Annotated in this window: 23 protein-coding genes and 23 pseudogenes; 7 read left to right on the top strand and 39 right to left on the bottom strand. The window is 72.1% G+C overall.

Annotated elements, in window-relative coordinates; translation table 11 throughout:
• The first annotated feature begins 32 nt into the window (after nucleotides 1-32).
• The 4 genes and pseudogenes from UK94_RS17445 to UK94_RS55920 all read left to right on the top strand — a co-directional run.
• Nucleotides 33-1,028 carry a LysR family transcriptional regulator gene (locus UK94_RS17445; RefSeq protein ID WP_011607823.1) on the top strand — a complete coding sequence of 332 codons (996 nt, stop codon included), beginning with the start codon at nucleotides 33-35 and terminating at the stop codon, nucleotides 1,026-1,028.
• A 201-nt stretch (nucleotides 1,029-1,229) separates the two neighbouring features.
• The gene (locus tag UK94_RS17440) at nucleotides 1,230-1,433 is read left to right on the top strand and encodes a cold-shock protein (protein WP_009741546.1); all 204 of its coding nucleotides are present in this window, start codon (nucleotides 1,230-1,232) and stop codon (nucleotides 1,431-1,433) included.
• 103 nt (nucleotides 1,434-1,536) lie between these two features.
• A pseudogene (locus tag UK94_RS55925) lies at nucleotides 1,537-1,943 on the top strand (class I SAM-dependent methyltransferase); the annotation flags it as partial.
• A 16-nt stretch (nucleotides 1,944-1,959) separates the two neighbouring features.
• Nucleotides 1,960-2,268, top strand: a pseudogene (locus UK94_RS55920) (SAM-dependent methyltransferase); the annotation flags it as partial.
• Here the strand turns inward: UK94_RS55920 and UK94_RS17430 are convergent.
• Nucleotides 2,240-2,686: a response regulator gene (locus tag UK94_RS17430; protein WP_095212807.1), complete on the bottom strand. Its 447-nt coding sequence runs from the start codon at nucleotides 2,684-2,686 to the stop codon at nucleotides 2,240-2,242. The pseudogene UK94_RS55920 and the gene UK94_RS17430 sit on opposite strands and share 29 nt — an antisense overlap.
• Before the next feature lie 462 nt (nucleotides 2,687-3,148).
• On the opposite strand from UK94_RS17430, the gene UK94_RS17425 reads away from it, so the two are divergent.
• A complete protein-coding gene (locus tag UK94_RS17425; protein WP_235488385.1) occupies nucleotides 3,149-3,766 on the top strand; it encodes a group III truncated hemoglobin in 618 nt (205 codons plus the stop codon).
• On the opposite strand, the gene UK94_RS17420 is transcribed toward UK94_RS17425, so the two are convergent.
• A complete protein-coding gene (locus tag UK94_RS17420) occupies nucleotides 3,723-4,151 on the bottom strand; it encodes a helix-turn-helix domain-containing protein (RefSeq protein WP_083867063.1) in 429 nt (142 codons plus the stop codon). The two genes, UK94_RS17425 and UK94_RS17420, sit on opposite strands and share 44 nt — an antisense overlap.
• 89 nt (nucleotides 4,152-4,240) lie before the next feature.
• On the opposite strand from UK94_RS17420, the gene UK94_RS17415 reads away from it, so the two are divergent.
• Nucleotides 4,241-5,098: an SDR family oxidoreductase gene (locus tag UK94_RS17415; RefSeq protein WP_011607828.1), complete on the top strand. Its 858-nt coding sequence runs from the start codon at nucleotides 4,241-4,243 to the stop codon at nucleotides 5,096-5,098.
• Between the two features lie 723 nt (nucleotides 5,099-5,821).
• A complete protein-coding gene (locus UK94_RS17405) occupies nucleotides 5,822-6,157 on the top strand; it encodes a ferredoxin family protein (protein ID WP_011607830.1) in 336 nt (111 codons plus the stop codon).
• A gap of 673 nt (nucleotides 6,158-6,830) precedes the next feature.
• Here UK94_RS17405 and UK94_RS55915 read toward each other — a convergent pair.
• From UK94_RS55915 to UK94_RS17320, 37 genes and pseudogenes are all read right to left on the bottom strand, one after another.
• Nucleotides 6,831-7,356, bottom strand: a pseudogene (locus tag UK94_RS55915) (2-oxoacid:ferredoxin oxidoreductase subunit beta); the annotation flags it as partial.
• 1 nt (nucleotide 7,357) lies between these two features.
• Nucleotides 7,358-7,913: 2-oxoacid:ferredoxin oxidoreductase subunit beta (locus UK94_RS55910; protein WP_235488383.1), on the bottom strand; the 556-nt coding region annotated here is incomplete at its 3' end.
• Nucleotides 7,910-8,558, bottom strand: a pseudogene (locus tag UK94_RS55905) (2-oxoglutarate ferredoxin oxidoreductase subunit alpha); the annotation flags it as partial. The pseudogene UK94_RS55905 and the gene UK94_RS55910, both read right to left, overlap by 4 nt.
• Before the next feature lies 1 nt (nucleotide 8,559).
• Nucleotides 8,560-9,232 (bottom strand): annotated as a pseudogene (locus UK94_RS55900) (2-oxoglutarate ferredoxin oxidoreductase subunit alpha); the annotation flags it as partial.
• A gap of 1 nt (nucleotide 9,233) precedes the next feature.
• Nucleotides 9,234-9,492: pseudogene (locus tag UK94_RS55895) on the bottom strand (2-oxoacid:acceptor oxidoreductase family protein); the annotation flags it as partial.
• A 1-nt stretch (nucleotide 9,493) separates the two neighbouring features.
• Nucleotides 9,494-9,955: 2-oxoacid:acceptor oxidoreductase family protein (locus tag UK94_RS55890; protein WP_235488381.1), on the bottom strand; the 462-nt coding region annotated here is incomplete at its 3' end.
• Nucleotides 9,956-10,038: 83 nt separating this feature from the next.
• Nucleotides 10,039-11,075: pseudogene (locus UK94_RS17390) on the bottom strand (aminotransferase class V-fold PLP-dependent enzyme); the annotation flags it as partial.
• 1 nt (nucleotide 11,076) lies between these two features.
• Nucleotides 11,077-11,493 (bottom strand): aminotransferase class V-fold PLP-dependent enzyme (locus UK94_RS55885; protein ID WP_235488379.1); only part of this gene is annotated, 417 nt, incomplete at its 3' end.
• Entirely contained in the window at nucleotides 11,490-12,323 is an 834-nt protein-coding gene (locus UK94_RS17385) for a HesA/MoeB/ThiF family protein (protein ID WP_055750689.1), read from the bottom strand. The genes UK94_RS17385 and UK94_RS55885, both read right to left, overlap by 4 nt.
• 59 nt (nucleotides 12,324-12,382) lie before the next feature.
• Nucleotides 12,383-13,003 (bottom strand): iron-sulfur cluster assembly accessory protein, encoded by a 621-nt coding sequence (locus UK94_RS17380; protein WP_041939983.1) that lies wholly within the window; start codon nucleotides 13,001-13,003, stop codon nucleotides 12,383-12,385.
• Between the two features lie 7 nt (nucleotides 13,004-13,010).
• A pseudogene (locus UK94_RS55880) lies at nucleotides 13,011-13,725 on the bottom strand (NifB/NifX family molybdenum-iron cluster-binding protein); the annotation flags it as partial.
• A 1-nt stretch (nucleotide 13,726) separates the two neighbouring features.
• Nucleotides 13,727-14,523: nitrogenase cofactor biosynthesis protein NifB (gene nifB, locus UK94_RS55875; RefSeq protein ID WP_235488442.1), on the bottom strand; the 797-nt coding region annotated here is incomplete at its 3' end.
• Between the two features lie 17 nt (nucleotides 14,524-14,540).
• Nucleotides 14,541-15,191: a nitrogen fixation protein NifZ gene (locus UK94_RS17370; protein ID WP_055750687.1), complete on the bottom strand. Its 651-nt coding sequence runs from the start codon at nucleotides 15,189-15,191 to the stop codon at nucleotides 14,541-14,543.
• Nucleotides 15,188-15,583: a nitrogenase-stabilizing/protective protein NifW gene (locus UK94_RS17365; RefSeq protein WP_011607839.1), complete on the bottom strand. Its 396-nt coding sequence runs from the start codon at nucleotides 15,581-15,583 to the stop codon at nucleotides 15,188-15,190. The genes UK94_RS17370 and UK94_RS17365 overlap by 4 nt, the downstream gene beginning before the upstream one ends.
• Nucleotides 15,580-15,745, bottom strand: a pseudogene (locus UK94_RS17360) (CCE_0567 family metalloprotein); the annotation flags it as partial. The gene UK94_RS17365 and the pseudogene UK94_RS17360, both read right to left, overlap by 4 nt.
• Before the next feature lies 1 nt (nucleotide 15,746).
• Nucleotides 15,747-15,813: pseudogene (locus UK94_RS74200) on the bottom strand (hypothetical protein); the annotation flags it as partial.
• A complete protein-coding gene (locus UK94_RS17355) occupies nucleotides 15,803-16,246 on the bottom strand; it encodes a NifX-associated nitrogen fixation protein (RefSeq protein WP_011607841.1) in 444 nt (147 codons plus the stop codon). The pseudogene UK94_RS74200 and the gene UK94_RS17355, both read right to left, overlap by 11 nt.
• A pseudogene (locus UK94_RS55870) lies at nucleotides 16,243-16,460 on the bottom strand (nitrogen fixation protein NifX); the annotation flags it as partial. The gene UK94_RS17355 and the pseudogene UK94_RS55870, both read right to left, overlap by 4 nt.
• A 1-nt stretch (nucleotide 16,461) precedes the next feature.
• Nucleotides 16,462-16,674 (bottom strand): NifB/NifX family molybdenum-iron cluster-binding protein (locus tag UK94_RS55865; RefSeq protein WP_313949534.1); only part of this gene is annotated, 213 nt, incomplete at its 3' end.
• Nucleotides 16,668-17,045 (bottom strand): annotated as a pseudogene (locus UK94_RS55860) (nitrogenase component 1); the annotation flags it as partial. The pseudogene UK94_RS55860 and the gene UK94_RS55865, both read right to left, overlap by 7 nt.
• 1 nt (nucleotide 17,046) lies before the next feature.
• A pseudogene (locus UK94_RS17345) lies at nucleotides 17,047-18,371 on the bottom strand (nitrogenase component 1); the annotation flags it as partial.
• A 92-nt stretch (nucleotides 18,372-18,463) separates the two neighbouring features.
• A pseudogene (locus UK94_RS55855) lies at nucleotides 18,464-18,788 on the bottom strand (nitrogenase component 1); the annotation flags it as partial.
• A 1-nt stretch (nucleotide 18,789) separates the two neighbouring features.
• Nucleotides 18,790-19,386 (bottom strand): annotated as a pseudogene (locus UK94_RS55850) (nitrogenase component 1); the annotation flags it as partial.
• A 1-nt stretch (nucleotide 19,387) separates the two neighbouring features.
• Nucleotides 19,388-19,834: nitrogenase component 1 (locus tag UK94_RS55845; protein WP_313949533.1), on the bottom strand; the 447-nt coding region annotated here is incomplete at its 3' end.
• A 211-nt stretch (nucleotides 19,835-20,045) separates the two neighbouring features.
• Nucleotides 20,046-20,216, bottom strand: a pseudogene (locus tag UK94_RS55840) (nitrogenase component 1); the annotation flags it as partial.
• Nucleotide 20,217: 1 nt separating this feature from the next.
• A pseudogene (locus UK94_RS55835) lies at nucleotides 20,218-20,512 on the bottom strand (nitrogenase component 1); the annotation flags it as partial.
• Between the two features lies 1 nt (nucleotide 20,513).
• Nucleotides 20,514-21,505, bottom strand: a pseudogene (gene nifK / locus UK94_RS55830) (nitrogenase molybdenum-iron protein subunit beta); the annotation flags it as partial.
• Nucleotide 21,506: 1 nt separating this feature from the next.
• A partial coding sequence (locus tag UK94_RS55825; RefSeq protein WP_235488440.1) for a DUF3364 domain-containing protein occupies nucleotides 21,507-21,608 on the bottom strand: 102 nt, incomplete at its 3' end.
• A 230-nt stretch (nucleotides 21,609-21,838) separates the two neighbouring features.
• Nucleotides 21,839-21,964, bottom strand: a pseudogene (locus tag UK94_RS55820) (hypothetical protein); the annotation flags it as partial.
• Between the two features lies 1 nt (nucleotide 21,965).
• On the bottom strand, nucleotides 21,966-22,197 hold a 232-nt coding region (locus UK94_RS55815), incomplete at its 3' end, for a nitrogenase component 1 (RefSeq protein WP_313949532.1).
• Nucleotide 22,198: 1 nt separating this feature from the next.
• On the bottom strand, nucleotides 22,199-23,226 hold a 1,028-nt coding region (locus tag UK94_RS17330; protein WP_235488438.1), incomplete at its 3' end, for a nitrogenase component 1.
• A gap of 91 nt (nucleotides 23,227-23,317) precedes the next feature.
• A pseudogene (nifH, locus tag UK94_RS55810) lies at nucleotides 23,318-23,484 on the bottom strand (nitrogenase reductase); the annotation flags it as partial.
• A 1-nt stretch (nucleotide 23,485) separates the two neighbouring features.
• Nucleotides 23,486-23,535: pseudogene (locus UK94_RS55805) on the bottom strand (hypothetical protein); the annotation flags it as partial.
• Between the two features lies 1 nt (nucleotide 23,536).
• A pseudogene (gene nifH, locus UK94_RS55800) lies at nucleotides 23,537-23,717 on the bottom strand (nitrogenase reductase); the annotation flags it as partial.
• Between the two features lies 1 nt (nucleotide 23,718).
• The coding region (locus UK94_RS55795; protein WP_235488377.1) for an AAA family ATPase at nucleotides 23,719-24,181 on the bottom strand (463 nt) is incomplete at its 3' end.
• Nucleotides 24,182-24,357: 176 nt separating this feature from the next.
• Nucleotides 24,358-24,731: pseudogene (locus UK94_RS55790) on the bottom strand (homocitrate synthase); the annotation flags it as partial.
• Between the two features lies 1 nt (nucleotide 24,732).
• The coding region (locus UK94_RS17320; protein ID WP_235488375.1) for a homocitrate synthase at nucleotides 24,733-25,575 on the bottom strand (843 nt) is incomplete at its 3' end.
• Between the last annotated feature and the right edge of the window lie 47 nt (nucleotides 25,576-25,622).

The following is a 25,622-nucleotide window of genomic DNA, read 5'->3' as shown; positions in this document are numbered from 1 at the left end:
TCGGTGCAGCCCGGATAAGCAAGACTGATGTCGTGGATCCCCAGCACCTGCGCACGTTCGTCGGCGTCGCCACCGCCGGGTCGTTCTCGGCCGCCGCCCGCGAACTGGGCTACACCCAGTCCGCCGTCTCGCAGCAGATCGCGGCGCTGGAGGCCGACCTCGGCGTCGTGCTGCTGCACCGCCGGCCCGTAGGCGTCACGGAGGCCGGCGCCCGCCTGCTGGAGCATGCGGGGCCGTTGCTGCTGCGCCTGGCCGCCGCGCGCACCGACGTCACGCGCGCTGCCGGCGCGCCGAGCGAGCGGCTGTCGGTCGCCACCCATGCGCTGGCCGCCGACCGGCTCGCCCCGGTCCTCGCCGACGTCCTGGCCGGCCGGCCCCGGCTGGACGTCCGCGTCGTCGTCGCCGGCACCGCGGCGGTGGCCGACGGCGTGGCCCGGGGGGAGTTCGATCTCGGCCTCGCCGTCGGGCTGGCCACACCCGGCGACCCGTTGCGGCTACCCGATGTGGGGCCCGTTCGGGCGGTCGGGGTCGCCGCGGATCCGGCCGCCGTGGCCCTCCCCCGCGGGCACCCGTTCGCCCGGCGCACCGGGCTGCGGTTGGCCGACCTCGTCGACGCCCGCTGGATCGACGCGCCCGAGGTGGCGACCGCGATGGCCGATCTTCGGCTCGTGACCGGGGAGCTGCGCTTGCGGGCGCACCTGCGCTACGACGGCGCGGACGTCGCGGGCCTGCTCGCGCTGGTCGCCGCCGGCCAGGGCCTCGGGATGCTCCCCCGCCGCCTGCTCGCCGCCGGCCGGCGCCACGGTCCGGCCGGCGGCGAGGATCTCGACCCGCACGACGCCGACACGCGCGGCCCCGCCACGTCCGGCGGCGCCGAGCACGGCGGCGACGACAGCCCGGGTACCGTCCGGGCGGACCCGATCGGCGTGCCGCTGCTCGGGCCCGCCCCGGAGTTCCGCACGGAGCTGCTCTGGACCGGCCGCCCGGGACCTGCGGCTCTGGCGCTGTCCAGGGCGTTCGGCGGGTGATCGCCGGGCCCGGACCGCAGCGAGNCCGACGCTGGTACTGCGCGTCGGGCCGGGCGGGGGGTAGGCTGGAGGTGTTGCTTGTTTCTCGGTGCGTGACCTACGCGGGAGAACGGCACGACCAGACCACGGAACCGATCGGGGTCTGGTGCGAGGCCGGTACGCGAAGGACGCCTACCGGGAGCGCGGCAAGGAGAAAGTATCGTGGCGCAGGGTACCGTCAAGTGGTTCAACGCGGAGAAGGGCTTCGGATTCATCTCCGTCGACGGTGGCGGCCCGGACGTGTTCGTCCACTACTCCTCGATCGTGGCGGACGGCTACAAGTCCCTGGATGAGGGCCAGAGCGTCCAGTTCGAGATCGTGCAGGGCCAGAAGGGGCCGCAGGCGGACAACGTGACTCCCGCCTAAGGTCGCACCACCCCCAGCTTTGCGTTCGGCGCGTGGCTCCGCTCCAGGAGCCACGCGCCGAAACTGCGTTGTGGGCCGGGTCTCATCTGGCGATACTTCGCCGATGTCCTCCTTCTCGCAGTTCGACCTGCGCGGATACCCGACCGTGGACGTCCGGACCGGTTACGAACAGTGGTCGGCCAGCTATGACCAGACGGTCGAGGACTTCATGGACCTCGCGCTGTTGGACCGTCTCCGTCAGCCGGCCTGGACGCAGGTCGGGCGGGCGGCGGACCTGGGCTGCGGCACCGGCCGCACCGGCGCCTGGCTGCGCGCCCGCGGGGTCGCGGCCGTCGACGGCGTGGACCTGACCCCGGGGATGCTGGCGCTCGCGGCGCAGCGAGGTGCGCATGACCGGCTGATCGAGGCGGACGCGACCGCCACCGGCCTGCCCTCCGCCGGTTACGACCTCGTCGTGGCCTGCCTGATGGACGAGCACCTGCCCGCACTCGTCCCGCTCTACACCGAGGCNGCCCGGCTGGCCCGNCCCGGCGCCCTGTTCGTCCTGGTCGCCTTCCACCCGCACTTCATCATGACCTCCGGCATGCCGACCCATTACACCGATCGCAGCGGCGTGCACCGGGCGATCACCACCCACGTCCACCTGGTCAGCGACCAGATCGAGGCGGGTCTGTGCACCGGCTGGGCGTTGGCGGAGATGCGGGAGAACGTCGTCGACGACGCCTGGCTCACCGCCAAGCCGCAGTGGGGACGATTCCGCGGGCATCCGTTCGCCCTCGCCCTGGTGTGGCGCCGGGGCCCAGCACTCAGCGGCGGGGCAGGCGGACGACCGTGATGAAGAAGTCGTCGATGAAGCGCACGTCGTCGACGAAGCGATCGAAGTCGACCGCCTTCGTCACGTAGGCGTTGGCGTACAGGTTGTAGCTGCGCAGGATGTCCTCGGCCGCGTCCGACGTCGTGAGCACCACGACGGGGATGCGGCGCAGCTCCGCGTCGGCCTTGATCTCCGCAAGCACCTCGATGCCGTTGCGGCGGGGCAGGTTGAGGTCGAGCAGGACCAGGTCGGCGCTGGGGACGTCGGTGAACGGCGCCTCGCGCCGCAGGAACGCCATGGCCTCGATGCCGTCGTTGACGACGTGCAACCGGCCGTTGATCCGATCGTCGGCGAACGCCTCACGGGTCATGAGGACGTCCCCCGGATCGTCCTCGACCAGCAGTACGTCGAACGAGTTGACGGGCCGACTCGTCATCATCTGGCACCTCAGGATGTGTTGGCCGACCCGCGATGCGGTCGGCCGANGGTGAAGGCGGGGCGTCCGCAACCTCGTCGAGGAAGATCGGAGACAGCCGCTGACGAGAAGCCCGCATACAGGACCGAACTAGCGGTCGTTTGACCNTACGCCAGATGAGCTGACCTGTCGCCCTCCACCTCGGCAACGATGCCGTCACCCTGGGCACTGTAAGGCGACCGCGGCCGGCTCTGTGGCGACTGTCACAGACGACCGCCCCGGTCGGGGTATGGCGCCGGCACTCCCGGCGGAGGGTCGCGGCCGCGCTGCCCGGCGAGACGTAGCCTCGGTAGCGGGGACCGCCTCGTTCCACCACGGCCCTGCCGGAACCCGCGCTCCACTGTCGACGCTCGGCCGACCCGGATCCCTTCGAACACGGCTGGTCCCGCGGACGGCCCGCAGCCCTGGGAGGCCAACACGGACGCCATGGCCGACAGCAGCGCGCGGGCCGACAACACCGCGCGGGCCGACAGCAGCGCGCGGGCCGACAGCAGCGCGCGGGCCGACAGCACCGGGCAGCCCGACAGCAGCGGGCGGGCAGATGTGGGCGGGCGGGCGGACATCGGTGGGCGGGCGGACATCGCCGCGCTGGTGACGGAGTTCTATCGACGGGCGTTCGCCGACCCGCGGCTCGGCCACGTCTTCGTCGACGTCGCGCGGCTCGACCTACCCGCGCACCTGCCGGTGATCTGCGACTTCTGGCAGGCGGTGATCTTCCGGGCCGGCACCTACCGGCGCAACGCCTTCGGGGTGCACGCCGACCTGCACTCCCGCGTCCCACTCACGCCCGAGCTCTTCGCCCGCTGGCTGGAGCTGTGGACGACCACCGTCGACGAGCTGCACAGCGGCCCCCACGCGGACCGCGCCAAGCTCCAGGCCCACCGGATCGCCGCCTCGATGGGCCGCCGCCTCGCCGAAGCCCCGACGGCCCCCGGGACGCCCGCCCCCGCCAGCACCCGCGCCGCCACGGCCACCGTCGCAACCGCCGTCACAACCGCCGTCACGGCCCCCGGTCGGCATCGTAGGCCGTCCGAGCCCGGCTGATCTCTGCCGCCGACGCCTCGAACAGGTCGGCCAGGGCGCGCAGCTGCCCGGCGACCCGGCCACCCAGCGGGGTCAACGAGTACTCGACCCGCGCCGGGATCGTGCTGACCACCTCCCGGATCACCAGGCCGTCGCGTTCCAGGACCTGCAGCGTCCGGGAGAGCATCTTCTCGCTGACACCCTCGACGCGGCGACGCAGCGCGTTGAACCGATAGCTGCCCTCGCCCAGCGCGAGCATGGCGAGCATCCCCCACTTGGACCCCACGTCCTCCAGCGCCGCCCGCGAGCTGCATCCCCGGGCGAAGACGTCACTGATGAGCTCGTCGCTGGGCCCGATCTCCCCGGGACACGGCTCGCGCACCGCCATATCACGCTCGGAAGACATGGTCACAAGCCTACGATCCACCTGGCGGCCACCGCTGTCTGATAGTTAGTACTTACCAAAGGAAACCGCAACCGACAGGGGAGAACACCATGGCCACCATCGCCGTCACCGGAGCGACGGGACACCTCGGCCGGCTCGTCGTCGAGGAGCTCCTCGCCCTCGGGGTCGAGCCGTCCACGATCGTCGCGGTGGTGCGGACGCCCGCCCGCGCCGCCGATCTCGCCGAGCGGGGGGTACAGGTCCGGGCGGGCGACTACTCGGACCCGGCGAGCCTGCCCGCCGCCCTGGCGGGGGTCGACACCCTGCTGCTCGTCTCGGGCAGCGAGCTCGGTCAGCGCGTCGCCCAGCACACCGCCGTGATCGAGGCGGCGAAGGCGGCCGGCGTCGGGTGGATCGTCTACACCAGCGCGCCGCGGGCCGACGTCACCGACCTGTCCCTGGCCGCCGAGCACAAGGCCACCGAGGAGGTGCTCGCGGGCGCGGGCGTGCCCTTCACGGTGCTGCGCATCAACTGGTACCACGAGAACTACACCGCCCAGCTCGGCCAGTACCTGAGCCAGGGCTTCGTCCTGGGGGCCGCGGGCGACGGCCGGATCAGGGGCGCCTCCCGGGCCGACTTCGCCGCGGGCATCGCGAAGGTCCTCACGAGCACGGGGCACGAGAACGCGATCTACGAGTTCGGCGGCACGCCCTTCACCCTCGCCGAGCTGGCCGCCACGATCACCGAGGTCACCGGCACCACCGTCACCTACCGCGACGTCACGGTCGCGGAGCTCGCCGCCACGCTGGGCCAGGTCGGGCTCGACGAGGCGACGGCGGGCCTGTTCGCCGGCATCGACGGGTCGATCCGCGGCGGCGCGCTCGATGTGGACGCGGACGACCTGCAGCGGCTGCTCGGACGGCCGACCACCAGCCTGGCCGACTCCGTGCGCGCCGCCAAGGTCTGACGCCGCCGCACCCCGACCACCCAGCCCCGGCCTCGCCCGCCCTCTCCACAGGGACGAAGCGGAGATCGAGACGTCCAGGCGGGTGAGCCCGGACCCGGCGGGGACCGGGTGCGGTGCGCTCTGCACGGCCTGAGCCCCGAAACCGTGCCCAACGCACCGCGATGCTTCCCCCGCCGGCCCCGGGCCCCGCCGGCCCCGCCGGCCGCCCGACGACCACGGCGGGGCCGCTGCGGCCCGGGGTCGACGATGAGTCGATCCTCTCGGCGACGGTCGGGGAGCAGTCCGCCACCGACGCCGGCCAGGCCTGCGACGCGTCGCCGCGGCGCAGCGACCCGCGGCGACTCATGGTGACCCGAGGCGGCCCGAGGCAACTCGTTGTGACCCGAGCCGACCCGAGCCGCGCCAGGTCCCGCCCGACGCCGGCGGGCCGGGGATAAACCTATCCTTAGGTTTTTCCCGGGGCCGCGAGATCCTCATATCGATGGCCGCAGAGTTCGAGTCGACTTGTTTACGCTCCCTTTACAGCNGTCCTCGCCAACCGGCCCGCTCCCCTGTTACGCTTTCCTGGAAGCCGCAAGTAAGGCCGAACCGTAGAACCGGGCCGGTTCCGGTGGCACGGATTTCGTGGTCGACGACGGAGTCCACCATCGATCCGCGGGTCACCGAACACCCGGCCCGCCTTCAACACTCGACCCGTCCCGGCGACCGGCAAAGAAGGCACTCATGACGTTTGTCGTCACGTCCGCCTGCATTGATGTGAAGGATACCGCCTGCCTGGGCGAATGTCCGGTCGACTGCATCTATGAGGGCGTGCGGAAGCTGTACATCAATCCGAACGAGTGCATCGACTGCGGGGCGTGCGAGTCGGCCTGTCCGGTCGACGCGATCATGAGTGTCCGGCTGGTACCGCGGGCGGAAGCCGAGTTCGTCGTGGACGAGGCCCGCTTCTTCACCACCATCCTGCCTGGGCGGGATGCACCCGTCGGCGATCCGGGCGGCGCAGGCAGGGTAGGCCCGATCAGGGCCGACACCCCCTTCGTCGCGGGGTACGGACGCTGACGGCACAAGCCGCCGGCGAAGGCTGACGCGGCCACGGCGTCAGCGGGACCGCCGGCTACGGCCGGTGCTCAGGACCACCCCCGTCCGGGCACCGGCCTTTCAACGTCACATCATGCCGCCGGTCGGCCGCAGCGAAGCGGCCGACCGGCGGCTTTGTCGTGGGCCCCCGCCGGCAGACGATGCCCCGACCGGCGCCGCTTTCCCACTCGAGTTCTCCCGGCTCAGGCCCACTCCGTGCGCCGACCCACTCCGCTCCGGCCTTCTCCCGACCTCTCCGGATCCGGCCCCCGGTTCCGGCCTTTCGCGCTGCGGCCTTTCCGGCTCCAGCCTTTCCGGTTCCAGCCTTTCCGGCTTCGGCCTTTCCGACTGCGGCCCCCGGTTCCGGCCCCCGGTTCCGGCCTTTACGGTCCCGGCCTGCCGGCTCCGGCCTCTCCCCCACCGGTCTTTCCGGCCTTCCGATACCGACCCGCCCGGACAGGTTCCCCCGTGCGGGGTCGGCCGACGCGGTATTTCCCGGGCGGCATTCCGCGGTGGTAGACCCGGCCGTGCCACACAGGAGGGGACCAGGCCGACCGGAGTCGGCCTGGTCCCCTCACATCGCGGGACGGGCGGTCCGCCCGGCCGCCCGTCCGCCCCGGCCAGGGGCGCAGCTCCCCGGCCGGCGATCTGGTTGCTAGCCGGCGTGGACCCAGGAGTCGGTGCCCTTGAGCAGCGTCCCCAGGTCCCCACGACCGCCGGGACGCGCCGTCGCGAGCCGCTCCTGGTAGAGCTGGTCGAAGCTCGGCTGGGAGACCGACCGGTACACCCCGATGGGCGGCTCGGCGAGCGACGTCTCCGCCAGGCGGGCCAACGCGTAGGCGTAGGTCGAGTTCTGGGTGCCCGGGTCGTGGACGACGACGCGGGAGTCGCCGCCGTGCCCGATGCCCAGCTCGCCGGTGCTCGGGTCGCGGATCACGCCCCACTGCTCGTTGCTGCCGAAGACGATCGGCAGGCCGGGCGAGAGCCGGATCGGGCCGTGCTCGGGCGCCCCCGGGTTGTCCGGCTCCGCGGGAGCCGCCTGGGCGGCACCCCGGCCGCCCTGGCGGGGGATCGCGCTGAACGTGGGGCAGCCCTGGCGGATCTCCACCAGCGCCGCGCCCTTGTGCGCCGCGGCGGCGGTCAGCGTCGCCGTGAGGTGGCGGCGGTCGGAGTCGATCGTGNGGGCCACGAACGTCGCTCCGGCGCCGAGCGCGAGCGCGACCGGGTTGAACGGGTTGTCGAGCGAGCCGAACGGGCTCGACGGGCCGATCGTGCCGACCTTGGACGTCGGCGAGGCCTGCCCCTTGGTGAGGCCGTAGATCTCGTTGTTGAGCAACAGGATCTTGAGGTTCACGTTGCGCCGCAACGCGTGGATCAGGTGGTTGCCGCCGATGGCGAGCGCGTCGCCGTCACCGGTGACGACCCAGACCGACAGGTCCGGCCGGTTGATCGAGATGCCGGTCGCGAACGACGGCGCCCGACCGTGGATCGAGTGGATGCCGTAGGTGTCGAGGTAGTAGGGCAGCCGCGAGGAGCAGCCGATGCCCGACACCACCACGGTGTTCTCGGGCGCGACGCCGAGGGCCGGCAGCAGCCCGCGCATCGTCGACAGGATCGCGTGGTCCCCGCAGCCGGGGCACCAGCGGACCTCCTGGCCGGTGGTGAAGTCCGCCACCGTGGGCGCCCGTCGGCCGCTCGCGCCGGCCGGCTCCTCGGCCTTTCCGTTGACCGTGCTCATCGTCCCGCCTCCCGGGTCGCGTCGTTCTGGGTACCGGTGGGGGTGCCGGTGTGTGCCGCGGGCTTCGCCGACGCCGCGTCCGACCTGGCCGCGAGGCGCGCGCCGACGTCGCCGAGCGGCTTCGTGCCCGCCTCCGGCGCGGTGTCGGCGTCGATGCCCTGGATCACCCGGGTGATGACGGAGGTGAGCTCCGCCGTCCGGAACGGCATCCCGCGGGTCTGGTTGTAACCGACGGTGTCGATCAGGGTCTCGCGGCGCAGGTGGCCGGCCAGCTGCCCCAGGTTCATCTCGGGCACGAGCACGGTGTGGTACTCGGAGAGCACCGAGGCGAGGTTCGCCGGCAGCGGCGCGATGTGACGCAGGTGCGCCTGGGCGACCTTCAGGCCCTGGGCCCGAACCTCCCGGCAGGCCTCCCCGATCGGGCCCCACGTCGAACCCCAGCCGATCACGAGCACGTCCGCGCCGGATCCGGGCGGGCCGCTCGGGTCGTCGACCTCCAGCGGCGGCACGTCGATGCCATCGATCTTCGACTGCCGGGTCCGGATCATGAGGTCGTGGTTGTCCGGGTCGTAGGACACCGCGCCGGTGAGGTCGGCCTTCTCCAGGCCGCCGATCCGGTGGGTCAGCCCCGGGGTGCCGGGGATCNCCAGCGGCCGGGCGAGAGTGATCGGGTCACGCGCGTACGGCAGGAAGACCGGGTTGCCCTCGGCGTCGACCGCGTTCGGCTCGGTGGCCAGGTCGATCCCGATGAACGGCAGCTCCTCGACGTCGGGGACCCGCCAGGGCTCGCTGCCGTTGGCGATGTAGGCGTCGGAGAGCAGGATGACCGGGGTGCGGTAGGTCAGCGCGATCCGCGCGGCCTCCATCGCGGCGTCGAAGCCGTCCGCCGCCGAGCGCACGGCGAGCACCGGCAGCGGCGCCTCCCCGTGCCGGCCGTAGAGCGCCTGCAGCAGGTCGGACTGCTCGGTCTTGGTCGGCAGGCCGGTGGACGGCCCGCCACGCTGCACGTTGACGATGACGAGCGGCAGCTCCATGATCACCGCGAGGCCGAGCGCCTCGGCCTTGAGCGCCATCCCGGGCCCGGAGGTGACGGTCACCCCGAGCATGCCGGCGAAGGACCCGCCGATCGCCGCGCCGATGGCCGCGATCTCGTCCTCGGCCTGGAAGGAGCGCACGTCGTTGGACGCCAGCGCGGACAGCTCGTGCAGGATCTCCGACGCCGGGGTGATCGGGTAGGCGCCGAGGAACAGCGGCATCCCGGCCTGGTGCGCCGCGGCGACCAGCCCGTAGGCGACGGCCTTGTTGCCCTTCATGTGCCGNTAGGTGCCAGCCGGGAGCGGGGCCGGCTTCACCTCGTAGACGTTCGCGAAGGCCTCGGTCGACTCGCCGTAGATCCAGCCGGCGCGCAGCGCGGAGACGTTCGCGGCCTGCACGTCGGGCTTCGAGGCGAAGCGCTTGTGCAGGTAGGCGATCGTGTCCTCGATCGGCTGGCTGAACATCCAGGAGACCAGGCCGAGGGCGAACATGTTCTTCGTCCGCGCGGCGTCCTTGCGCTTGAGGTTGTGATCGGCGACGGCGGNCGCGGCGAACCCGGTGAGGTTGATCGCGTGCACCTGGAAGGCGTCCAGCGAGCCGTCGGTCAGCGGGTCGACGTCGTAGCCGGCCTTCTCCAGGCCCAGCACCGAGAACGCGTCGGTGTCCAGGATGATGACGCCGCCGGGACGCAGCTCGCCGACGTTGGCCTTGAGCGCCGCGGGGTTCATGGCGACGAGGACGTCAGGCTGGTCACCGGGGGTCCGGATGTCGTGGTCGGCGATGTGGAGCTGGTAGCTCGACACGCCGGCCACGGTGCCCGCTGGGGCGCGGATCTCCGCCGGGTAGTTCGGCAGCGTCGCCACGTCGTTGCCGATCGCGGCCGCCTGGGCGCCGAACCGGTCACCGGTGAGCTGCATCCCGTCGCCGGAGTCACCGGCGAAGCGGATCACCACGTTCTCCAGCCGTCTGGCCCCTTCGGACCGTTCGGACAACTGCTCGGTGGGCATGAGGGACCTCATCTCAACGTCGCGATCCCGCGCCGGGAGTGCCAGGACCACGGCGTGGCGAGACTGGCAGCGCGGGCCGTCATTCAGGGCAGGGCAGATCGGGGAACGGGGAGTTCCGGGGTCCGCCCCTGGGGCGGGGTGGCCGCGCCGGACCAGCCGGCGGGGGGCCGGCCGCTCGCACCCGGCCGCTCGGGCCCGGCGGGCCCGGCAGGCCCGGCGGACTCGGCGGGTTCGGGTTCCGCGGGCTGGGGGACCTCGCCGGACCCGACCGCCCGCAGGGACTGCACGCGCAGCACGGCACGGGCCACCGTCGCGGCGGCGGCGTGGATCTGGTCGACGGTGGTGAAGCGGCCCACGCTGAACCGCAGGCTCTCCCGCGCGGCGGTCGCCGAGCGGCCCATCGCCAGCAGCACCGGGGACGGTTCGTCTCCCCCGCCGTGGCAGGCGGAGCCCGCGGACACCGCGACGTCCGGCAGGCAGGACTGGACGGCGTCGGCGTCGGCGCCGAGGAAGCGCAGGTTCAGCGTGTTCGGCAGCCGGATCGGGCCGGGCCGGCCGGTGCCGTCCTCGACCGGCCCGTTGACCTCCAGGGCACCCACGCCGAGCCAGCCGACGAGCAGGTCGAACAGCAGCTCCGTCTGGGCCCGGTGCCGGGTGGCCTCGTCGTCCATCAACGCCGCGGCGATGCGGGCCGCGGCGCCGAAGCCGACGATGCCGGGGGTGTTGAGGGTGCCCGCGCGCAGGCCGCGTTCCTGGCCGCCGCCGTGGATCAGCGGCGCCAGGCGCGCCCGCGCCGACCTGCCGGCGATCAGCGCACCGGCGCCCTTGGGACCGTAGATCTTGTGCGCGGACGCTGTCGCGAAGTCGATCCCGGTCTCGGTGACCGAGACCGGGATGCGACCGAACGCCTGCGTGACGTCGCACAGGAACAGGGCGCCGGCCTCGTGGGTGAGGGCGGCGACCGGTCGGGGATCGTTGAGCGTCCCCGTCTCGTTGTTGGCCGCCATGACCGCGACCAGCGCGACCTCGTCGACCTCGTCGACCTGGTCGGCCTCGTCGCGGCCCCGGGAGCCCCCTGAGCCCCCGGGATCCGCGGCCGGCCCGGCCCCTGTGGACAGCGNCACGGGGTGCAGCAGCGCGCGCAGGTGGGTCAGGTCGACGGCGCCGCTCGGATGGACCCGGACGGTCTGCACGCTGCCCCCGTGCAGGTCGGCGGCGGCGTGCGCCGCGGCGAGGACGGCCGGGTGCTCGGTCGCCCCGACCAGGACACGCCGCCGGTGCGGGGGCGCCGTGGCGAGCACCCCGGCGATCGCCAGGTTGGCCGCCTCGGTCGCCCCGCTGGTGAACACCACGTCGCGCGGGCGCGCGCCGGCCAGGGTGGCGACGTCGCGGCGGGCCCGTTCGACGAGCCGGGCGACGGCCTGACCGGCCGGGTGCGGGCTCGCCGGGTTGGCGAAGTGCTCCCGCAGCAGCGGCAGCATGGCGTTGAGGACCTCGGGGTCGACCGGCGTCGTCGCGTTGTGGTCGAGGTAGATCACGGCGTGCTCCCCGGGCCGCAGTCCGGGCAGGCCGGGTCGCGTCGGGTCCGCGGGGTGCGCAGGTCGACGTCCCACAGGTCGAGATGGACGAGGCGGCCGACCGCCGACTCGCCGAACCCGCCGGCGATCTTGAGTGCCTCCGTCGCGGCCAGGCAGCCCACCGTGCCGGCGACGGCGCCGAGCACCGGGAAGCCGAGCGGCTCCCAGGCCGGGTCGCCCTCACCGAACACGCAGCGCAGGCACGGCTCCCCCGGCCGGACCACCATCAGGTACGCCTCGGTGGCGTTCATCGCGGCGACGACCAGCGGCACCGCCGCCTGCACGCACAACCGGTTGATCAGGTAGCGCTCGGGAAAGTTGTGCCGGGCGTCGACGACGACGTCCGCCTCGGCGATCAGGCCGGGCACGGCCGGGTCCGTGAGGTCACGGTCGACCGCGACGATCTCGACGCCCGGGTGGTGGGCGCGCAGGGTGTCCGCCGCGCAGAACACCCGGGGCTCGCCGACCCGCTCCGGCCGCATGAGCGTCTGCCGGTTCAGGTCGGGCTCCGCCAGGTCGCCCGGGTGGATCAGGATGAGGCGGCCGACCCCGGCGGCGGCCAGGTAGGTCGCCGCCGCCCCGCCGACCCCGCCGACGCCGGCCACCAGCACCGTCGCCTGGCTCAACCGCCGCTGGGCCGCCACCCCGAAGCCGGGGATGGTCACCTGCCGGTCGAAGCGCCGGGAGGTCTCGGCCGTGGGCGGAGTCGCCTGGACGGGCAGGATCCGCGCGGGCGGGCCGGGGCACATCGACCGCAGGCGCGGGTGTGAGTGAGACCGGGCAGTGACCATCGAGCTCTCCGCGGATTCGGCAGGACGGTGGGAAAGGCGGAGCGGTCGGGCGGGGCGCCTCAGGCGACCAGCGCGACCCGGCCGATCTCCGGCAGCTCCTGCCTGAGCCGGGCCTCGATCACGCCGGTCAGCGTCGCGTTCGCGCTGGAGCAGCCGCCGCAGGCGCCGGTCAGGCGCAGGTGCACCTCGGCGGAACCGGGCTGCCCGCCCCCGGCGAGAACGGCGACGACCTCCGCGTCCCCACCGTCCCCGCGCAGCATCGGGCGGATCTCCTCCATGATCTCCTCGACCTGCTCGCGCAGCTTCGCGTCGGCCGCGGTGCGCTCGGGATCGTCCGACGAGCCGAACGACGACCCGCAGCCGCAGGAGCTCTTCGCGTTCGGGTTGGCGAAGGTGAAGCCGGAGGAGGTCAGCGTCTCGGTGTAGTCGACGCGCATCCCGCGCAGCAGATCGACGCTCGTCGTGTGCACGACGACGTCGAAGCCGTCCTGCGGCAGCACGACGTCGCCGGCCTCGGCGCCGGGCACGAGCGCCAGCTTGTAGGTGTAGCCGGAGCAGCCGCCCGGGTCGACGCCGATGCGCAGGGCGAAGCCCTCGGTGCCCGGGGTCGAGCCGAGCAGGTGGCGCACCTGCGCCACGGCCTTGTCGGTCAGTTCGATGACGGTGGCGGTCGCGGTCATGGGGTGNCTACCTCCGCAGGGGCGCGGTCCGTGACGAGGCGGGCGCCGACTTCGGCCACCGCCTTGTCGATCAGGTCGTAGATCTCGACCGGCTCGATGCCGGCCTCCTCGAGCGCCTCGCGCGGCCCGAGGCCGATCTTGCTGCACAGCACGGCGGCGCAGTCGGAGAGCATCTCGATCGTGCGGTCGAGCTTCGAGGCGTCCTCGTCGCAGTCCGACGGGCCATTGCAGTAGCGGTCGACGTCGCGGGTCTGCACCAGACGGGCCCAGCCGGGGCCGGCCTCGTAGATCCAGAACTCGCCGGCGTGGCCGAAGTGCTGGTTGACGACGCCGCTGCCCTTGGTGGCGACCGCGACGAGGACGACCTCGTCGGGCCGCACGGGCTCGGCCGCCGGCACGTCGGGGATGCGCGCGCCGGTGGCGATGTTGAGGGTCTGCCGGGTCGCGGCGACCTCGGTGCGCCAGCGCTCGATCTCCTCGTGCGCCTGCTGGCGGCCGGCGAGGTCGTAGGCGATCTCGCGGCCCTGGAACGTCTCGGGCAGGAACTCGTCGCCGCGGTCCTCACCGAGCAGGCCGACCGCGTCGGCGCGGCACTGCCGGCAGTGGCGCATCATGTTCATCTCGGCGCCGTCGTCCTGCTCGCACCGGTCCTGCAGGGCCTTGAGCTCCTGCGGGGTCGGTCCGCGCTGGCCGGTCAGGCCGAAGACGGTGCCGTGCTCGGGNGCCGAGACCAGCGGCATCACGTTGTGCAGGAAGGCGCCGAGTCCCTTGACGGTCCGGGAGACCTCGACGAGGTGCTCGTCGTTGATCCCGGGGATCATCACCGAGTTGACCTTGCAGAGGATCTTCCGCTCGGTCAGCGCCGCGAGCCCGGCGAGCTGCTGCTCGGAGAGGATCTTCGACGCCTCCCGGCCGGTGTACCGCTTGCCCCGCCAGGCGACCCACGGGTAGATCCGCTCGCCGACCTCGGGGTCGATCATGTTGATCGTGATCGTCACGTGGTCGACGTTGAGGTCGACGATCCGGTCGACGAACTCCGGCAGGCGCAGGCCGTTGGTCGACAGGCACAGCTTGATGTCCGGGCAGTCCCGGGCCACCAGCTCCATCGTGCGGAAGGTCGGCTTCGGGTTCGCCAGCGGGTCACCGGGGCCGGCGATCCCCAGCACGCTCATCTGCTTGATCTCGCTGGCGACCAGCTTGACCTTGGCGAGCGCGTCCTCGGGAGTCAGCAGGGTGCTCGTGACGCCCGGCCGGCTCTCGTTGGCACAGTCGAACTTCCGGTTGCAGAAGTTGCACTGGATGTTGCAGCCCGGCGCGACCGCGACGTGCATGCGGGCGTAGTACTGGTGCGCCTCGGCGCTGTAGCACGGATGGTTGGCGATCTTCTCGGCGATCTCCGGGTCCTGCACCGGGGCGCTGGTGCCGCAGCTCGTCGTCGTCTTGCAGCCGCCGGCCGGGGCGGGCGCCTGCGCAGCGCGCCGGGGGAGCCCGCCGGCGGGGACGGCAGCGACCACCGGCAGCCCGGCCAGCTCCCCCGTCACCGTCGGCCGTCCTTCGCGCCGGGCGTGCCGGCGCCGACGGTCTTGCCCGCGGGCGTGGCCGGCGGCGCGGGCTTGGCCGGGGCGGCGGGCTTGGCCGGGGCGGCGGGCTTGGCCGGGGCGGCGGGCTTGGCCGGGGCGGCGGACGTGGCCGTCGGCGTGGGCTCGGCGGGCGTGGCCGGCACCGCGGGCTCGGCGTCCGCCGCGGCGGACTTGCAGTTCGCGGACCCGTGCTTGCAGGTCTTTCCCCCGTGCCCGCCGGCACCGTGCGCCGCGGGCTCGGCCGGCACCTTCTCGGCCACCAGGACGGCGGCCGGAGCAGAGCCCTCCGCCGCGGCGGCACTCGCCGGGACGCTCGCCGTGGCGGCGGGCGTGGCCACGGGCTCGGCGTCCGCGGGCTGCGCGGCCGGGTCGTCCTCGGCGGCCTCGAGCTCGCGCTCCAGCGCGCCGACGATGCGACCGTTCTCGAACGCGATCGCGTAGACGATGTGCTCCTGCAGGTACAGGCCCACGTTGATGACCTGACCGCGGGTGCCGGCCTCGACCAGGATCTCGCCGATGGAGATCGCCGGGTCCGGGTAGGTGCCGTCGTTGCGCAGCGCCTTGGCGGCCGTGACGACGTCGCCGACGTCGTAGGTGTTGGTGGTCATCGGGCCTCCTCCGTCTGCTCGGACGTTTCCGACGGCTGGGTGGAACCCAGCCGCTCCACGGTGATCTCGGACGCCGGCACGAAGGCCGACTTCGGCGCGCGGTCCTTCAACACCTTGAACAGGCGGTGATCCAGCGCGGTGGCGTTGGTGAACGCCTCGTAGGAGCGGACGAGCGCGTCGCGGTAGTCGTGCAGGAGGTGGCGCGGGTTCGCCGCGTCGGCCCCGGCCTCGGGCAGCTTGGCCAGCTCGCCGGCGAAGTGCTTGAGGATGTGCAGCCGGTTGACGGCCACGACCCGCGGGTCGTAGTCGACCTCCAGCAGGGTGAAGTACTCCTCGGCGGTGGAGCAGCGGTGGAACGCGGCCAGTTGGCCGGCGTCGGTGGTCGCGCTCATCGCGACGTCTCCTTCTCGGCCAGGCCCTCCAACAGGGCGATCTCGGCGTAGGCGTCGTAGGTGCGGCGGGCGACGTCGAGAATTCCCTCCCAGCCGATCGGGAGGTCCTCGGCGAGGTCGTGCAGATCGAGCTTGAGCTGGGTGGCCTTGCTCTGGAGCTTGNGCAGCCGCTGCTGGGCGGCGGCGGCGTCGAGGCCCGCGGTGTCCGGGGCCGGCGTCTCAGGAGTCATCGCGGGCGACCTCGCTCCAGCGCTCGATCAGCTTGCTCGCGCCGCTGACCAGGGCCTCGCCGCGGGCGGCGAGCTCCTCGAACGAGTTGAAGCCGAACCGCTGCACGTCGCGCAGCGCGTTGTCGAGCACGACGAGCCGGCCCGCAAAGATGATCACCCGGCCGAAGCCCTCGCTGTTGAGGTCGAGGATCGTCGTGGTGAACGCGCCGGTCGCCTTCTCGGTGGCGGCGGCGACGGCCTGGTAGAACGACCGCAGCCGGGCAGCGGTGGCGATGTCGAGGTCGCAGTTGGTCGCGATCGTGCGGCGCTGCTCCTTGGTCACCACGAACGGGGCGAGCAGCTGGGAGTCGGTGAACCGGTCGAGCTGGCCGTAGGAGTCGCCGGCCCGGACCTGGTCGAGCAGATCGCGCAGGAAGTCCTTCGCCTCGCTCATGCCGCGTCTCCCTTCAGCACCGCGGCGACGCTGCGGGTCCAGCTCTGCGCGGCCGGCTGCGGGTCGCGGGCCTTGAGGACCTTGCGCAGCCAGGGCGGCGGGGTCCCCGCCAGGGTCGCGACGTAGCGGGTGAGCAGGTCCTCCACGCTGGTGCCCTTGGCCACCTTCACCGGGTGGATCTTGGCCTTGACGACCTTCGCCGCGGCGGTCCCGCNGATGTCGGCGATGTTGAGGATCACGCAGTCCGTGACCGCGGCCAGCCTGGATTCGATCTTGTCCTGCTCGTCGTCCGACGCCGCCTCGAGCAGGCGGGTCTCGAACAGGTGTGACCCCTCGGGGCCGACCTCGTACACGTCGAACCGTCGGCACCAGCCGAAGTGCTGGTCCACAGCGGTGCCGTCACCGGTCGCGAAGGCAATCTTCAACACGGGGACTCCTGGAACAGGTTGTCGAGTTCGTCGGGTTCTGCCGTCGCGCGCCCCTGCTGGGGGATCTCGGTGGCGGCGAGATGACCGGCCGCGGCTCCCGGCGAGGCGGGCAGCGGCGGGCGGCCCGGCCGGGCGTGCGCGTGCCCGTGGTCGAGGACGCGGTTCGCCGCGTCGATCAGCAGCCGCAGGCTGCCCGCGTAGCCGGCGGTGCCGGCCATCGCCGTCCCAAGCCGGTCGAAGATCGGGAACCCGATCGGCAGGAACGCGGCGCCGATCCGCTCCGCGACTGCCCGGGCGTGGCTGGAGCCGAGGACGAGCTCGGCACCGGCCGCCTGCGCCCGCTCGGCGAACTCGGTCAGGTCGCCGATGACNACCTCGGCCCACGGCGCGTCGGCCAGGGCGGGCGCCGGAGTCGGCGACACCGCGGTCACGATCTCGGCGCCGACGTCGCACAGCAGCGAACCGGCGGCCAGCAGGGTCTCGGGCTCGCCGGCGATCGCCACCCGGACGCCACCGAGGACGAAGTGCGCGTCGAGCAGGCCGTCGGCCAGGCGCGCGCGGGCCCGGCGGACCTGCTCCGGGGCGGTCCGGCCGGTGTGCGCCATCAGCTCCGCGACCAGGGCGTCCGTCTCGGTCAGGCCGGACAGGTGCCGGTGGCGCAGCAGCCGGGCGCCGGTGCGGGCGGCAAGCAGCTCGCCGGCGGGGGCGGCGGTGGCGCCCGCGACGAGCACGGCACCGGCCTGGCGCAGCGAGCGCAGCTCGGCGAGGCCCGCGCCGCCGGTCGTCGTCGGCTGCCAGGCCGGGGCGAGATGGCCGTCGACCGAGGCCGACAGGTCCGGCACCAGCACGGGTTCGAGCCCGAACGCCCGGACCAGCCCGGCGACCTCGTCAAGGTCGGCCGCGGTGAGTGCGGGACCGGCGAGGACGGCGACCAGCTCCCGGTCGCCACCCGGCTCCCGAGGGGCGAGCGGGCTCTGGTCGGCGACCCGGCTCTGGTCGGCGGCTGCTCGCTGGTCGGCGGCTGCTCGCTGGTCGGCGACGTCCTCGTCGGTCGTACCGGCCCGCCGGGACAGGGGCGAGGCCGGGACGGTGGTGGTGACCGGCGCCGCGGCGGGGATCGCGCGGGCGGCGCCGGTCAGCATGGTGGCGGCCGACGAGGTGACGGCCGACGAGGTGACGGCCGACGGGGCAGCGGCGGGTGGGGCAGCGGCCGGCGGGGCGGCGGGGAGGGTGGCGGCCGGCGGGGCGGAGGCGGCGATGAGCGCGGTCGGCGCGTCCGGGCCGGCCTCGGCCGTCATCGGCGCGGGCACCACCGCTCGGATCAGTGCCTCCAGCGCGGCCGCCCAGCCGTCGGACAGCCCGCCCAGGAAGTCCGGGGTGGACACCCCGATGATCAGCGGCGCGGTGTCGGCGTCGGCGTCGGCCCAGGTGGCCAGGTAGGTGCGCAGCTGGCCGCCGACGTCCTCGCCGGAGACCTCGGTGACGCCCGTGGTGAGCAGGCCGATGATCGCCGGGCGCTGCTTCTTGCGGATGGCGTCGAGGGTGGCCACCATCGCCTCGCCGCTGCCCATGACCGCGGTGACCTCGCTGATCGCCGTGGTCTGCAGCGGGATCGGCTCGTTGAAGTGCCGGGTCAGCAGGGCCTTGGCGAACGACGCGCAGCCCTGCGAGCCGTGCATGATCGGCAGCGAGTCGGCNAGGCCGAGGAAGACGAGCGCGGCACCGAGCGGCTGGCTGNACTTGAGCGGGTCGATCGCGGCGCGGCGCTCCCCGGTGATGATCTCGGCCATCAGTGGGCCCCGACCAGGTCCCAGGGGGCGGGCCGGCGGACCTGTTCCCAGACCGGGCTCGCGATCGCCATGTCGAGGCGGCGGGCGAACTCGACCATGCCGGTGTAGCCCGCGTAGGGGATGTGCCGCTCCTGGTTGATGTCGAGGAACGGCAGCCGGCCCTTGAGCGCGGTGTACTGGTTGCGGCCGCCGGCGACGAGGATGTCGGCGCCGGTCTCCTCCGCCACCCGCAGCAGTTCCCGCGGGCTCCCCTCGGAGATCATCTTGGCGTCGCCGAGCAGCTCACGGATCTTGTCGATGTCGCCGTCGGAGCTCTTGGTGATGNCGCTGCCGACGACCTCGATGCCGAGGTCCTGCAGCGCGGAGACGATCGACCAGCTCTTGACGCCACCGGTGTAGAGCACGGCCTTACGGCCGGTCAGCCGGGCGCGGTAGGGCGCGATCGCGGCCTCGACGGCCGCCTCCTCGACGGCGATGAGTTCCTCCGTGCGGCGGGAGAGCTCGTCGTCATCGAGCAGACGGGCGAAGCCGCGCAGGGTGTCGCCCATCGCGCTGACGCCGTAAAAGCTGCCCTCGAACCAGGGGATGCCGTAGCGCTCCTCCAGGCCGCGGGCGAGGCCCAGCAGCGCCCGGGAGCAGACGACCATGGTCGCCTTCGCCCGGTGGGCCGCGGCGATGTCGCGGTAACGGGCGTCCCCGCTGATGCAGGACCGGACCCGGATCCCCAGCCGGGTCAGCAGCGGCACGACGTCCCACAGCTCGCCGGCGATGTTGTACTCGCCGATGAGGTTGACGTCGAGGTCGGTGACGTCGCCCGGCTCGACCGTGCCGATCACGTGGTCCAGCAGCGTCTGGCCGGCGATCTTGTTGCCGAGGTTCTTGTTCCCGACGAAGCCCGGGGCGTCGACCGGGATCACCGGCANCCCGGTCTGCTCCGCGGCGGCCGCGCAGACCGCGCCGAGATCGTCGCCGATCATCGCGGTGACGCAGGTGGAGTAGACGAAGACCGCGGGCGGCGCGTACCGCTCGACGACCTCACAGATCGTGTCGAACAGGCGCTGCTCGCCCCCGAGCACCACGTCGCTCTCGGTCATGTCGGTGGTGAAGCCGTGGCGGAACAGCGTCGGCCCGGACGACAGGCTGCCCCGGCCGTCCCAGGAGTTGCCGGCGCAGGCGATCGGGCCGTGCACGATGTGGGCGCTGTCGGCGATCGGGACGAGGGTGATCATCGCCCCGTCGAAGGTGCAGCCGCCGGAGGTACCACCCGGCTGGGGCTTGGGGCAGCCCGCCTTGCGAGCCTTGGCGCTCTTGGCGTTGTTGGTGTCGCAGGCCGTCTCGGTGAATAGGGCAGCACGTTCAGTAGCAGCCATGGGCCATCCTCGGGAGGGGGCGGTCCTCGGGAGAGGCTGGACAAGGGGGTCGATCGGCCCGGGAGGGAGCCGATCGACCCGGCGCGGGGAGATGTCGCCATCGGTCGACCCGCGGGAGGTGGTCGACCGGCCGCAGGGAGCGCGGTGGGCGCGGCCGGCCGACCACGTTCGGATCCGGCTGGGAGCCGGCCCGGCTACAGCGCGGCGCCGATCAGCGAACGGCGTCGAAGCTGTGGTCGGGGGCGTTGCGGTCCATCTCGTCGAGGATCGTGTTGACGAGCTGGGTGAGCAGGTGCAGACCGCCCGTGTACCCGATGATCGGGAACCGGTGCAGGTGGTGCCGGTCGAAGATCGGGAACCCGACCCGGACCAGCGGCACGTTNGCCTCGCGGGAGATGTACTTCAGCTGCATGCTGCCGATGAGCACGTCGACCGGCTCCGTGAAGACCAGCGACCGCAGGTGCCAGAGGTCCTTTTCCGGCCACACCGTCGCCTCGTCGCCGAACTTGCTGGCGGAGAGCACCTTCTCCATGCGGGCCTTGAAGGAGGTGTCGGCGTTCGTGCTCACGATGTGCACCGGGATCATGCCGAGTTCGAGCACGAAGCGGGTCAGCGCGACGACGAGGTCCGGGTCGCCGGCGATGGCCACCCGCTTGCCGTGCACGTAGGCGTGCGAGTNGGTGATCGCGTCGACCAGGCGGCCGCGCTCGGCGGTCAGCTCCGCCGGGACCTCGACGTCGGCGACCTTGGCGACCGCGGTCAGGAAGGCGTCCGTGCCCTTGACCCCGAGCGGGGTCTCGAGCGTGATCGTCTCCTGCTTCCAGTCCTTCTCGATGTACTCGGCCGTGCGGCGCAGCGTCGACTCCTGCAGCAGCAGGCTCGCGCGGCTGAACTTCGCCAGCGCCCCCTCCTTCAGCGGGGTGCCGCCCGGGTAGAGCTCGTACTCGCCGTTCGCCGGCGAGTCCAGCGCGCTGGAGTGGTCGCCGAGGATCAGCGGGTCGACGCCCATCAGCTCGAGGATGCGCTTGTACTCGCGGTGGTTGCCGACGTAGGTGTCGAACCCGGGGATGACGTTGAGCCGGACCTTGTCGGACTTCGCGACCTTCGACGCGTCCGCGTCGGGGGACTTCGCCAGCATCTCGATGATGCCCTTGAGCATCACGTCGTAGCCGGTGATGTGCGAGCCCACGAAGGACGGGGTGTGGGCGTACGACACCGGGAAGTCCTGGGTGATCGCCTCCTGCTCGCGCGCCGCGCCGATGTAGGCGAACAGGTCCTCACCGATGACCTCGGCCATGCAGGTGGTGCTGACCGCGATGTGCTTCGGCTTGTAGAGGGCGGTGATGTTCTCCATCGCCTCGACGAGGTTGTTGATCCCGCCGAACACGGCGGCGTCCTCGGTCATCGAGGTGGAGGCGGCGGGCACCGGCTCCTTGAAGTGCCGGGCGAAGTGGCTGCGGAAGTACGCCACGCAGCCCTGCGACCCGTGCACCAGCGGCATGGTGCCCTCGAAGCCGAGCGCGGCGAGCACCGCGCCGAGCGGCTGGCAGGCCTTGGCCGGGTTGACGGTCAGGGCCTCCCGGGCGAAGTTCTTCTCCCGGTACTCCCACCCGCGGGTCCAGTCGAGGACCCGCTGGACCTCTTCCTTCGGGGCGGCGTTCTCGAACTCGCNCTTGCCCTCGAACTGCTTCTGGTAGACCTCGTCGCGGAAGATGTCGTTGTGGTCAAGGACCCGCAGCGGGACCGCGCTGGTGTGCTCGGGGGTCGTCGTCACCGGACGTCCCTCCTCTCCCCTGTGGGGCTTGTCCCCAGGTGGGGCTTGAGGCCTGCCGCGGCAGCCGCCAGCGACCGTTCGGGGTCACGGGATCGCTGGCGGCTGCGTTCGGCCAGGCCGGGATGAACTACTGGTCAGCTACTACAAGTGGCCGTCTACTGCTGGGCGCCTGGCGCCCGGATGCCCGAAGGGCGGCGGATCAGGCGACCTCGCCGGCCTTCGACCAGGGNGCCTCGAGGAGGTCCCAGGCCGGGCTGTTGATGGCGATGTCCATGTCCCGGGCGAAGACCGCGAAGCCGTCGACGCCGTGGTAGGGCCCGGAGTAGTCCCAGGAGTGCATCTGCCGGAAGGGGATGNCCATCTTGTGGAAGACGTACTTCTCCTTGACGCCCGCGCCCATCAGGTCCGGCTTGAGGAACTTGGCGAACTCCTCGAGCTCGAACGCGGTCGGGTCGTCGTAGAGGACGGTGCCTTCCTTGAGCATGCCGTAGGTCCGGGTGTAGTCGTCCTTGTGGGCGAACTCGTAGCCGGTGCCGACGACCTCCATGCCAAGGTCCTCGTACGCGCCGATGGTGTGCCGGGGACGCAGNCCACCGACGGCGAGCATGACGCGCTTGCCCTCGAGCCGCGGCCGGAACGCCTTGGTGATCTCGTCGAAGCGCACCTGGTACCGGGCGATCGCCGCCTCGGTCTTCGCCTTGATCTCGTCGTCGAAGAACTCGGCGATCTTGCGCATGGAAGAGATGATCTTCGTGGGGCCGAAGAAGTTGAACTCGGTCCACGGAGTGCCGAAGCGCTCCTCCATGGTCGTGCAGATGTAGTTCATCGAGCGGTAGCAGTGGATCAGGTTGAGCTTCGACAGGTGCGTCGAGGCCATCTCGTTGATCGTGCCGTCGCCGGACCACTGGGCGATGACCCGCAGGCCCATCTCCTCGAGGATGCGCCGGGAGGCCCAGGCGTCACCGCCGATGTTGTAGTCACCGATCAGCGCGACGTCGTAGTCGGTCCGCTCGAAGGAGTCGCCGCCGGTGCCGAGCACGTGGTCGCGGACAGCGTCGTTCGCGATGTGGTGGCCCAGCGACTGGCTGACGCCACGGAAGCCCTCGCAGCGAACGGGGATGACCGGGATGTCGAGCTTCTTGGAGGACTTCTTGGCCACGGCCTCGATGTCGTCACCGATCAGACCGATCGGGCACTCGGACTGCACGGAGATGCCCTTGGCCAGCGGGAACAGCTCGACGATCTCGTCGCAGACCTGCTCCAGCTTGGGGTCACCGCCGAAGACGATGTCCTTCTCCTGGAAGTCCGTCGTGATCTGCATGGCCGTGAAGTTGTCGACGCCGAGGTGACCGTGGGCGTAGTTGCGCCGGGTCGCCCAGGAGTACTGACCGCAGCCGACCGGGCCGTGGCTGATGGTGACCATGTCCTTCACCGGGCCCCACACCACGCCCTTGGAACCGGCGTAGGCGCAGCCGCGGATCGTCATGACCCCGGGCCGGGACTTGATGTTGGACTTGACCTCGCACTCCTTCGACCCCTCGGGGTCGTTGGCCTTGAGGTGCTTGGCCCGGAACTTGGCTGCCTTCTTGGGGTACTGAGACAGAACCTCGGCGATCATCGCCTCGGTCTCGGCCCGCTCGGGTGCCGGTGTCGTCGTCATGGTCGGGACCTCATCCTCGACGGTGTCGGTGCAGGTGGGCGTGGGATCGTCAGGCGACCGCGGCGGCCTTGCCGATCACGCTCTCGTCCTCCTGCGCCATGATCCCGAAGTCGATGAGGAGCTCCTCGAGCTCGTCCATCGTGATCGGGGTCGGGATCGTCTTCATGTCGTTGTTGACGATCTTGTTGGCCAGCTCGCGGTACTGGTCGGCCTGGCNGTTCTTGGGGTCGTACTCGATGACCGTCATCCGGCGCAGCTCGGCGTGCTNCACGACGTTGTTACGCGGGATGAAGTGGATCATCTGGGTGTTGAGGCGGCGGGCGAGCTCCATGATCAGCTCGTCCTCGCGGTCGGTGTTACGGCTGTTACAGATGAGCCCGCCGAGCCGGACGCCGCCGGAGTGCGCGTACTTCAGGATGCCTCGGGCGATGTTGTTCGCCGCGTACATCNCCATCATCTCGCCGGAGGTGACGATGTAGATCTCCTGCGCCTTGCCCTGGCGGATCGGCATCGCGAACCCACCACACACAACGTCACCGAGGACGTCGTAGGTGACGAAGTCGAGGTCCTCGTACGCGCCGGCCTCCTCCAGGTAGGTGATGGAGGTGATGACGCCACGGCCGGCGCAGCCCACACCCGGCTCCGGGCCACCGGACTCGACGCACTTGATGCCCCACTGGCCCTCGACGAGCACCTCGTCGAGCTCCAGGTCCTCGACCGAACCCTTCTCGGCGGCGAGCTGGATGACGGAGGTCTGCGCCTTCGCGTGCAGGATCAGGCGGGTCGAGTCAGCCTTCGGGTCGCAGCCAACGATCATGACGCGCTGGCCCATCTCGGCCATGGCCGCCATGGTGTTCTGCTGGGTGGTGGACTTGCCGATACCACCCTTGCCGTAGAAGGCGATCTGGCGCATGCGGTGCTCCTCCTTGGGACGGTTGCCCGGCGCGCGGTCACCGGGGCTCGGCCATGCCGGTCGGGCTGGCCGGGCCGCTCGGCCCGCGGGCTGCCGGACGTGCCGCCGGTCGGTTGACCGGGACGTCGGCACTACCGTGGTGCTGGTCGTACGACCCCTGGCGCGGGGCAGGTCGGTCAGACCTGCTCTTCGCGCCGGGGGGCCTCCACTCGGGGGGTCGGCATCTCTACCCGCCCGAGAAGCTCCTGGAAGTCACGGCCGTGAAGGCCGCGCTTGTGCTGGGTGGCGGCGGCGCGGACCCGCTCCAGCAGGGGTTCGATCTCGTCGTCCTCGGCGGTCAGTCCGTACTGCTCGAGGGCGTAGCGGACCGAGGCCCGCCCGCTGTGCTTGCCGATCGCCAGCCGCCGCCGCCCGCCGACCTCGGCGGGGTCGAACGGCTCGTACGTCGCCGGGTGGCGCAGGATGCCGTGCACGTGGATGCCCGACTCGTGCGCGAACACCGACTCGCCGACCACCGCCTTGCCCGCCGGCAGGGGCCGGCGTGCGGCCCNCGACACCAGTCGGGCAAGGCTGCGAAACGACGTCGTGTCCAGGTCGACGGGCAGCTTCAGCAGGTGCCGAAGCGCCATCGCGACCTCTTCGATCGGGGCGTTCCCGGCGCGTTCACCCAGGCCCAGCACGGTGGTGCTGACCCAGGTGAACCCCGCCTGGACGGCGGCGATGGTGTTGGCCGTCGCCAGGCCGAAGTCGTCGTGGGCGTGGATCTCCCACGGCCCCGGGACCGCCCTGACCAGTCGCCCCAGCCGATCGTGCGCGCTCACCGGGTCGAGCAGGCCGACGGTGTCGGCCCAGCGCAGCCTGGTGACGCCCAGTTCCCGCAGTTCGCCCGCCAGGTCCGTGACGAACGCGTCGTCGGCGCGGGAGGCGTCCTCGAAACCGACGCTCACCCGCATCCCGCGGTCCGTCGCGTCCGCAACACAGTCGCGGACCCGCAGCCGCGCCCAGGCCCGGTCCCGCCCCAACTTGCTCTTCAGGTGCAAGTCGGAGACCGGGATGGTCAGGTGCGCGGTCACGAGGCCGCAGCTGGCCGCGGCCTCGACGTCGCGGTGGTCGGCCCGGCACCAGCCCACGATCTCCGCGTGCGGATCGGTTGCGAGGATCTCCCGCAGCACGTCCCGCTCGGTGACACCCATCGCCGGGATTCCGGCCTCGATCTGGTGTACTCCGATGGCGTCCAGGGCAGCGGCGATGGCGAGTTTCTCGGCCGCGGTGAATGCGACGCCAGGCGCCTGCTCGCCGTCGCGGAGCGTGGTGTCGCAGAATTTGATCGCCGCGTCCGGCTGTATCGCCGTGGTAGATGAGCTGGGAAAACGGGGGTCTCGCACTGTCATCACCAGCCGTTGCTCCGGGACTGAAGACCATGGGCTGCGCCGCGAACTGT

Source organism: Frankia sp. AvcI1, assembly GCF_001420875.1.
In the GTDB taxonomy this organism is placed as follows: domain Bacteria; phylum Actinomycetota; class Actinomycetes; order Frankiales; family Frankiaceae; genus Frankia; species Frankia alni.
The sequence above is the reverse complement of the archived record's forward strand: the minus strand, read 5'-3'. Positions and strand labels throughout refer to the sequence as shown.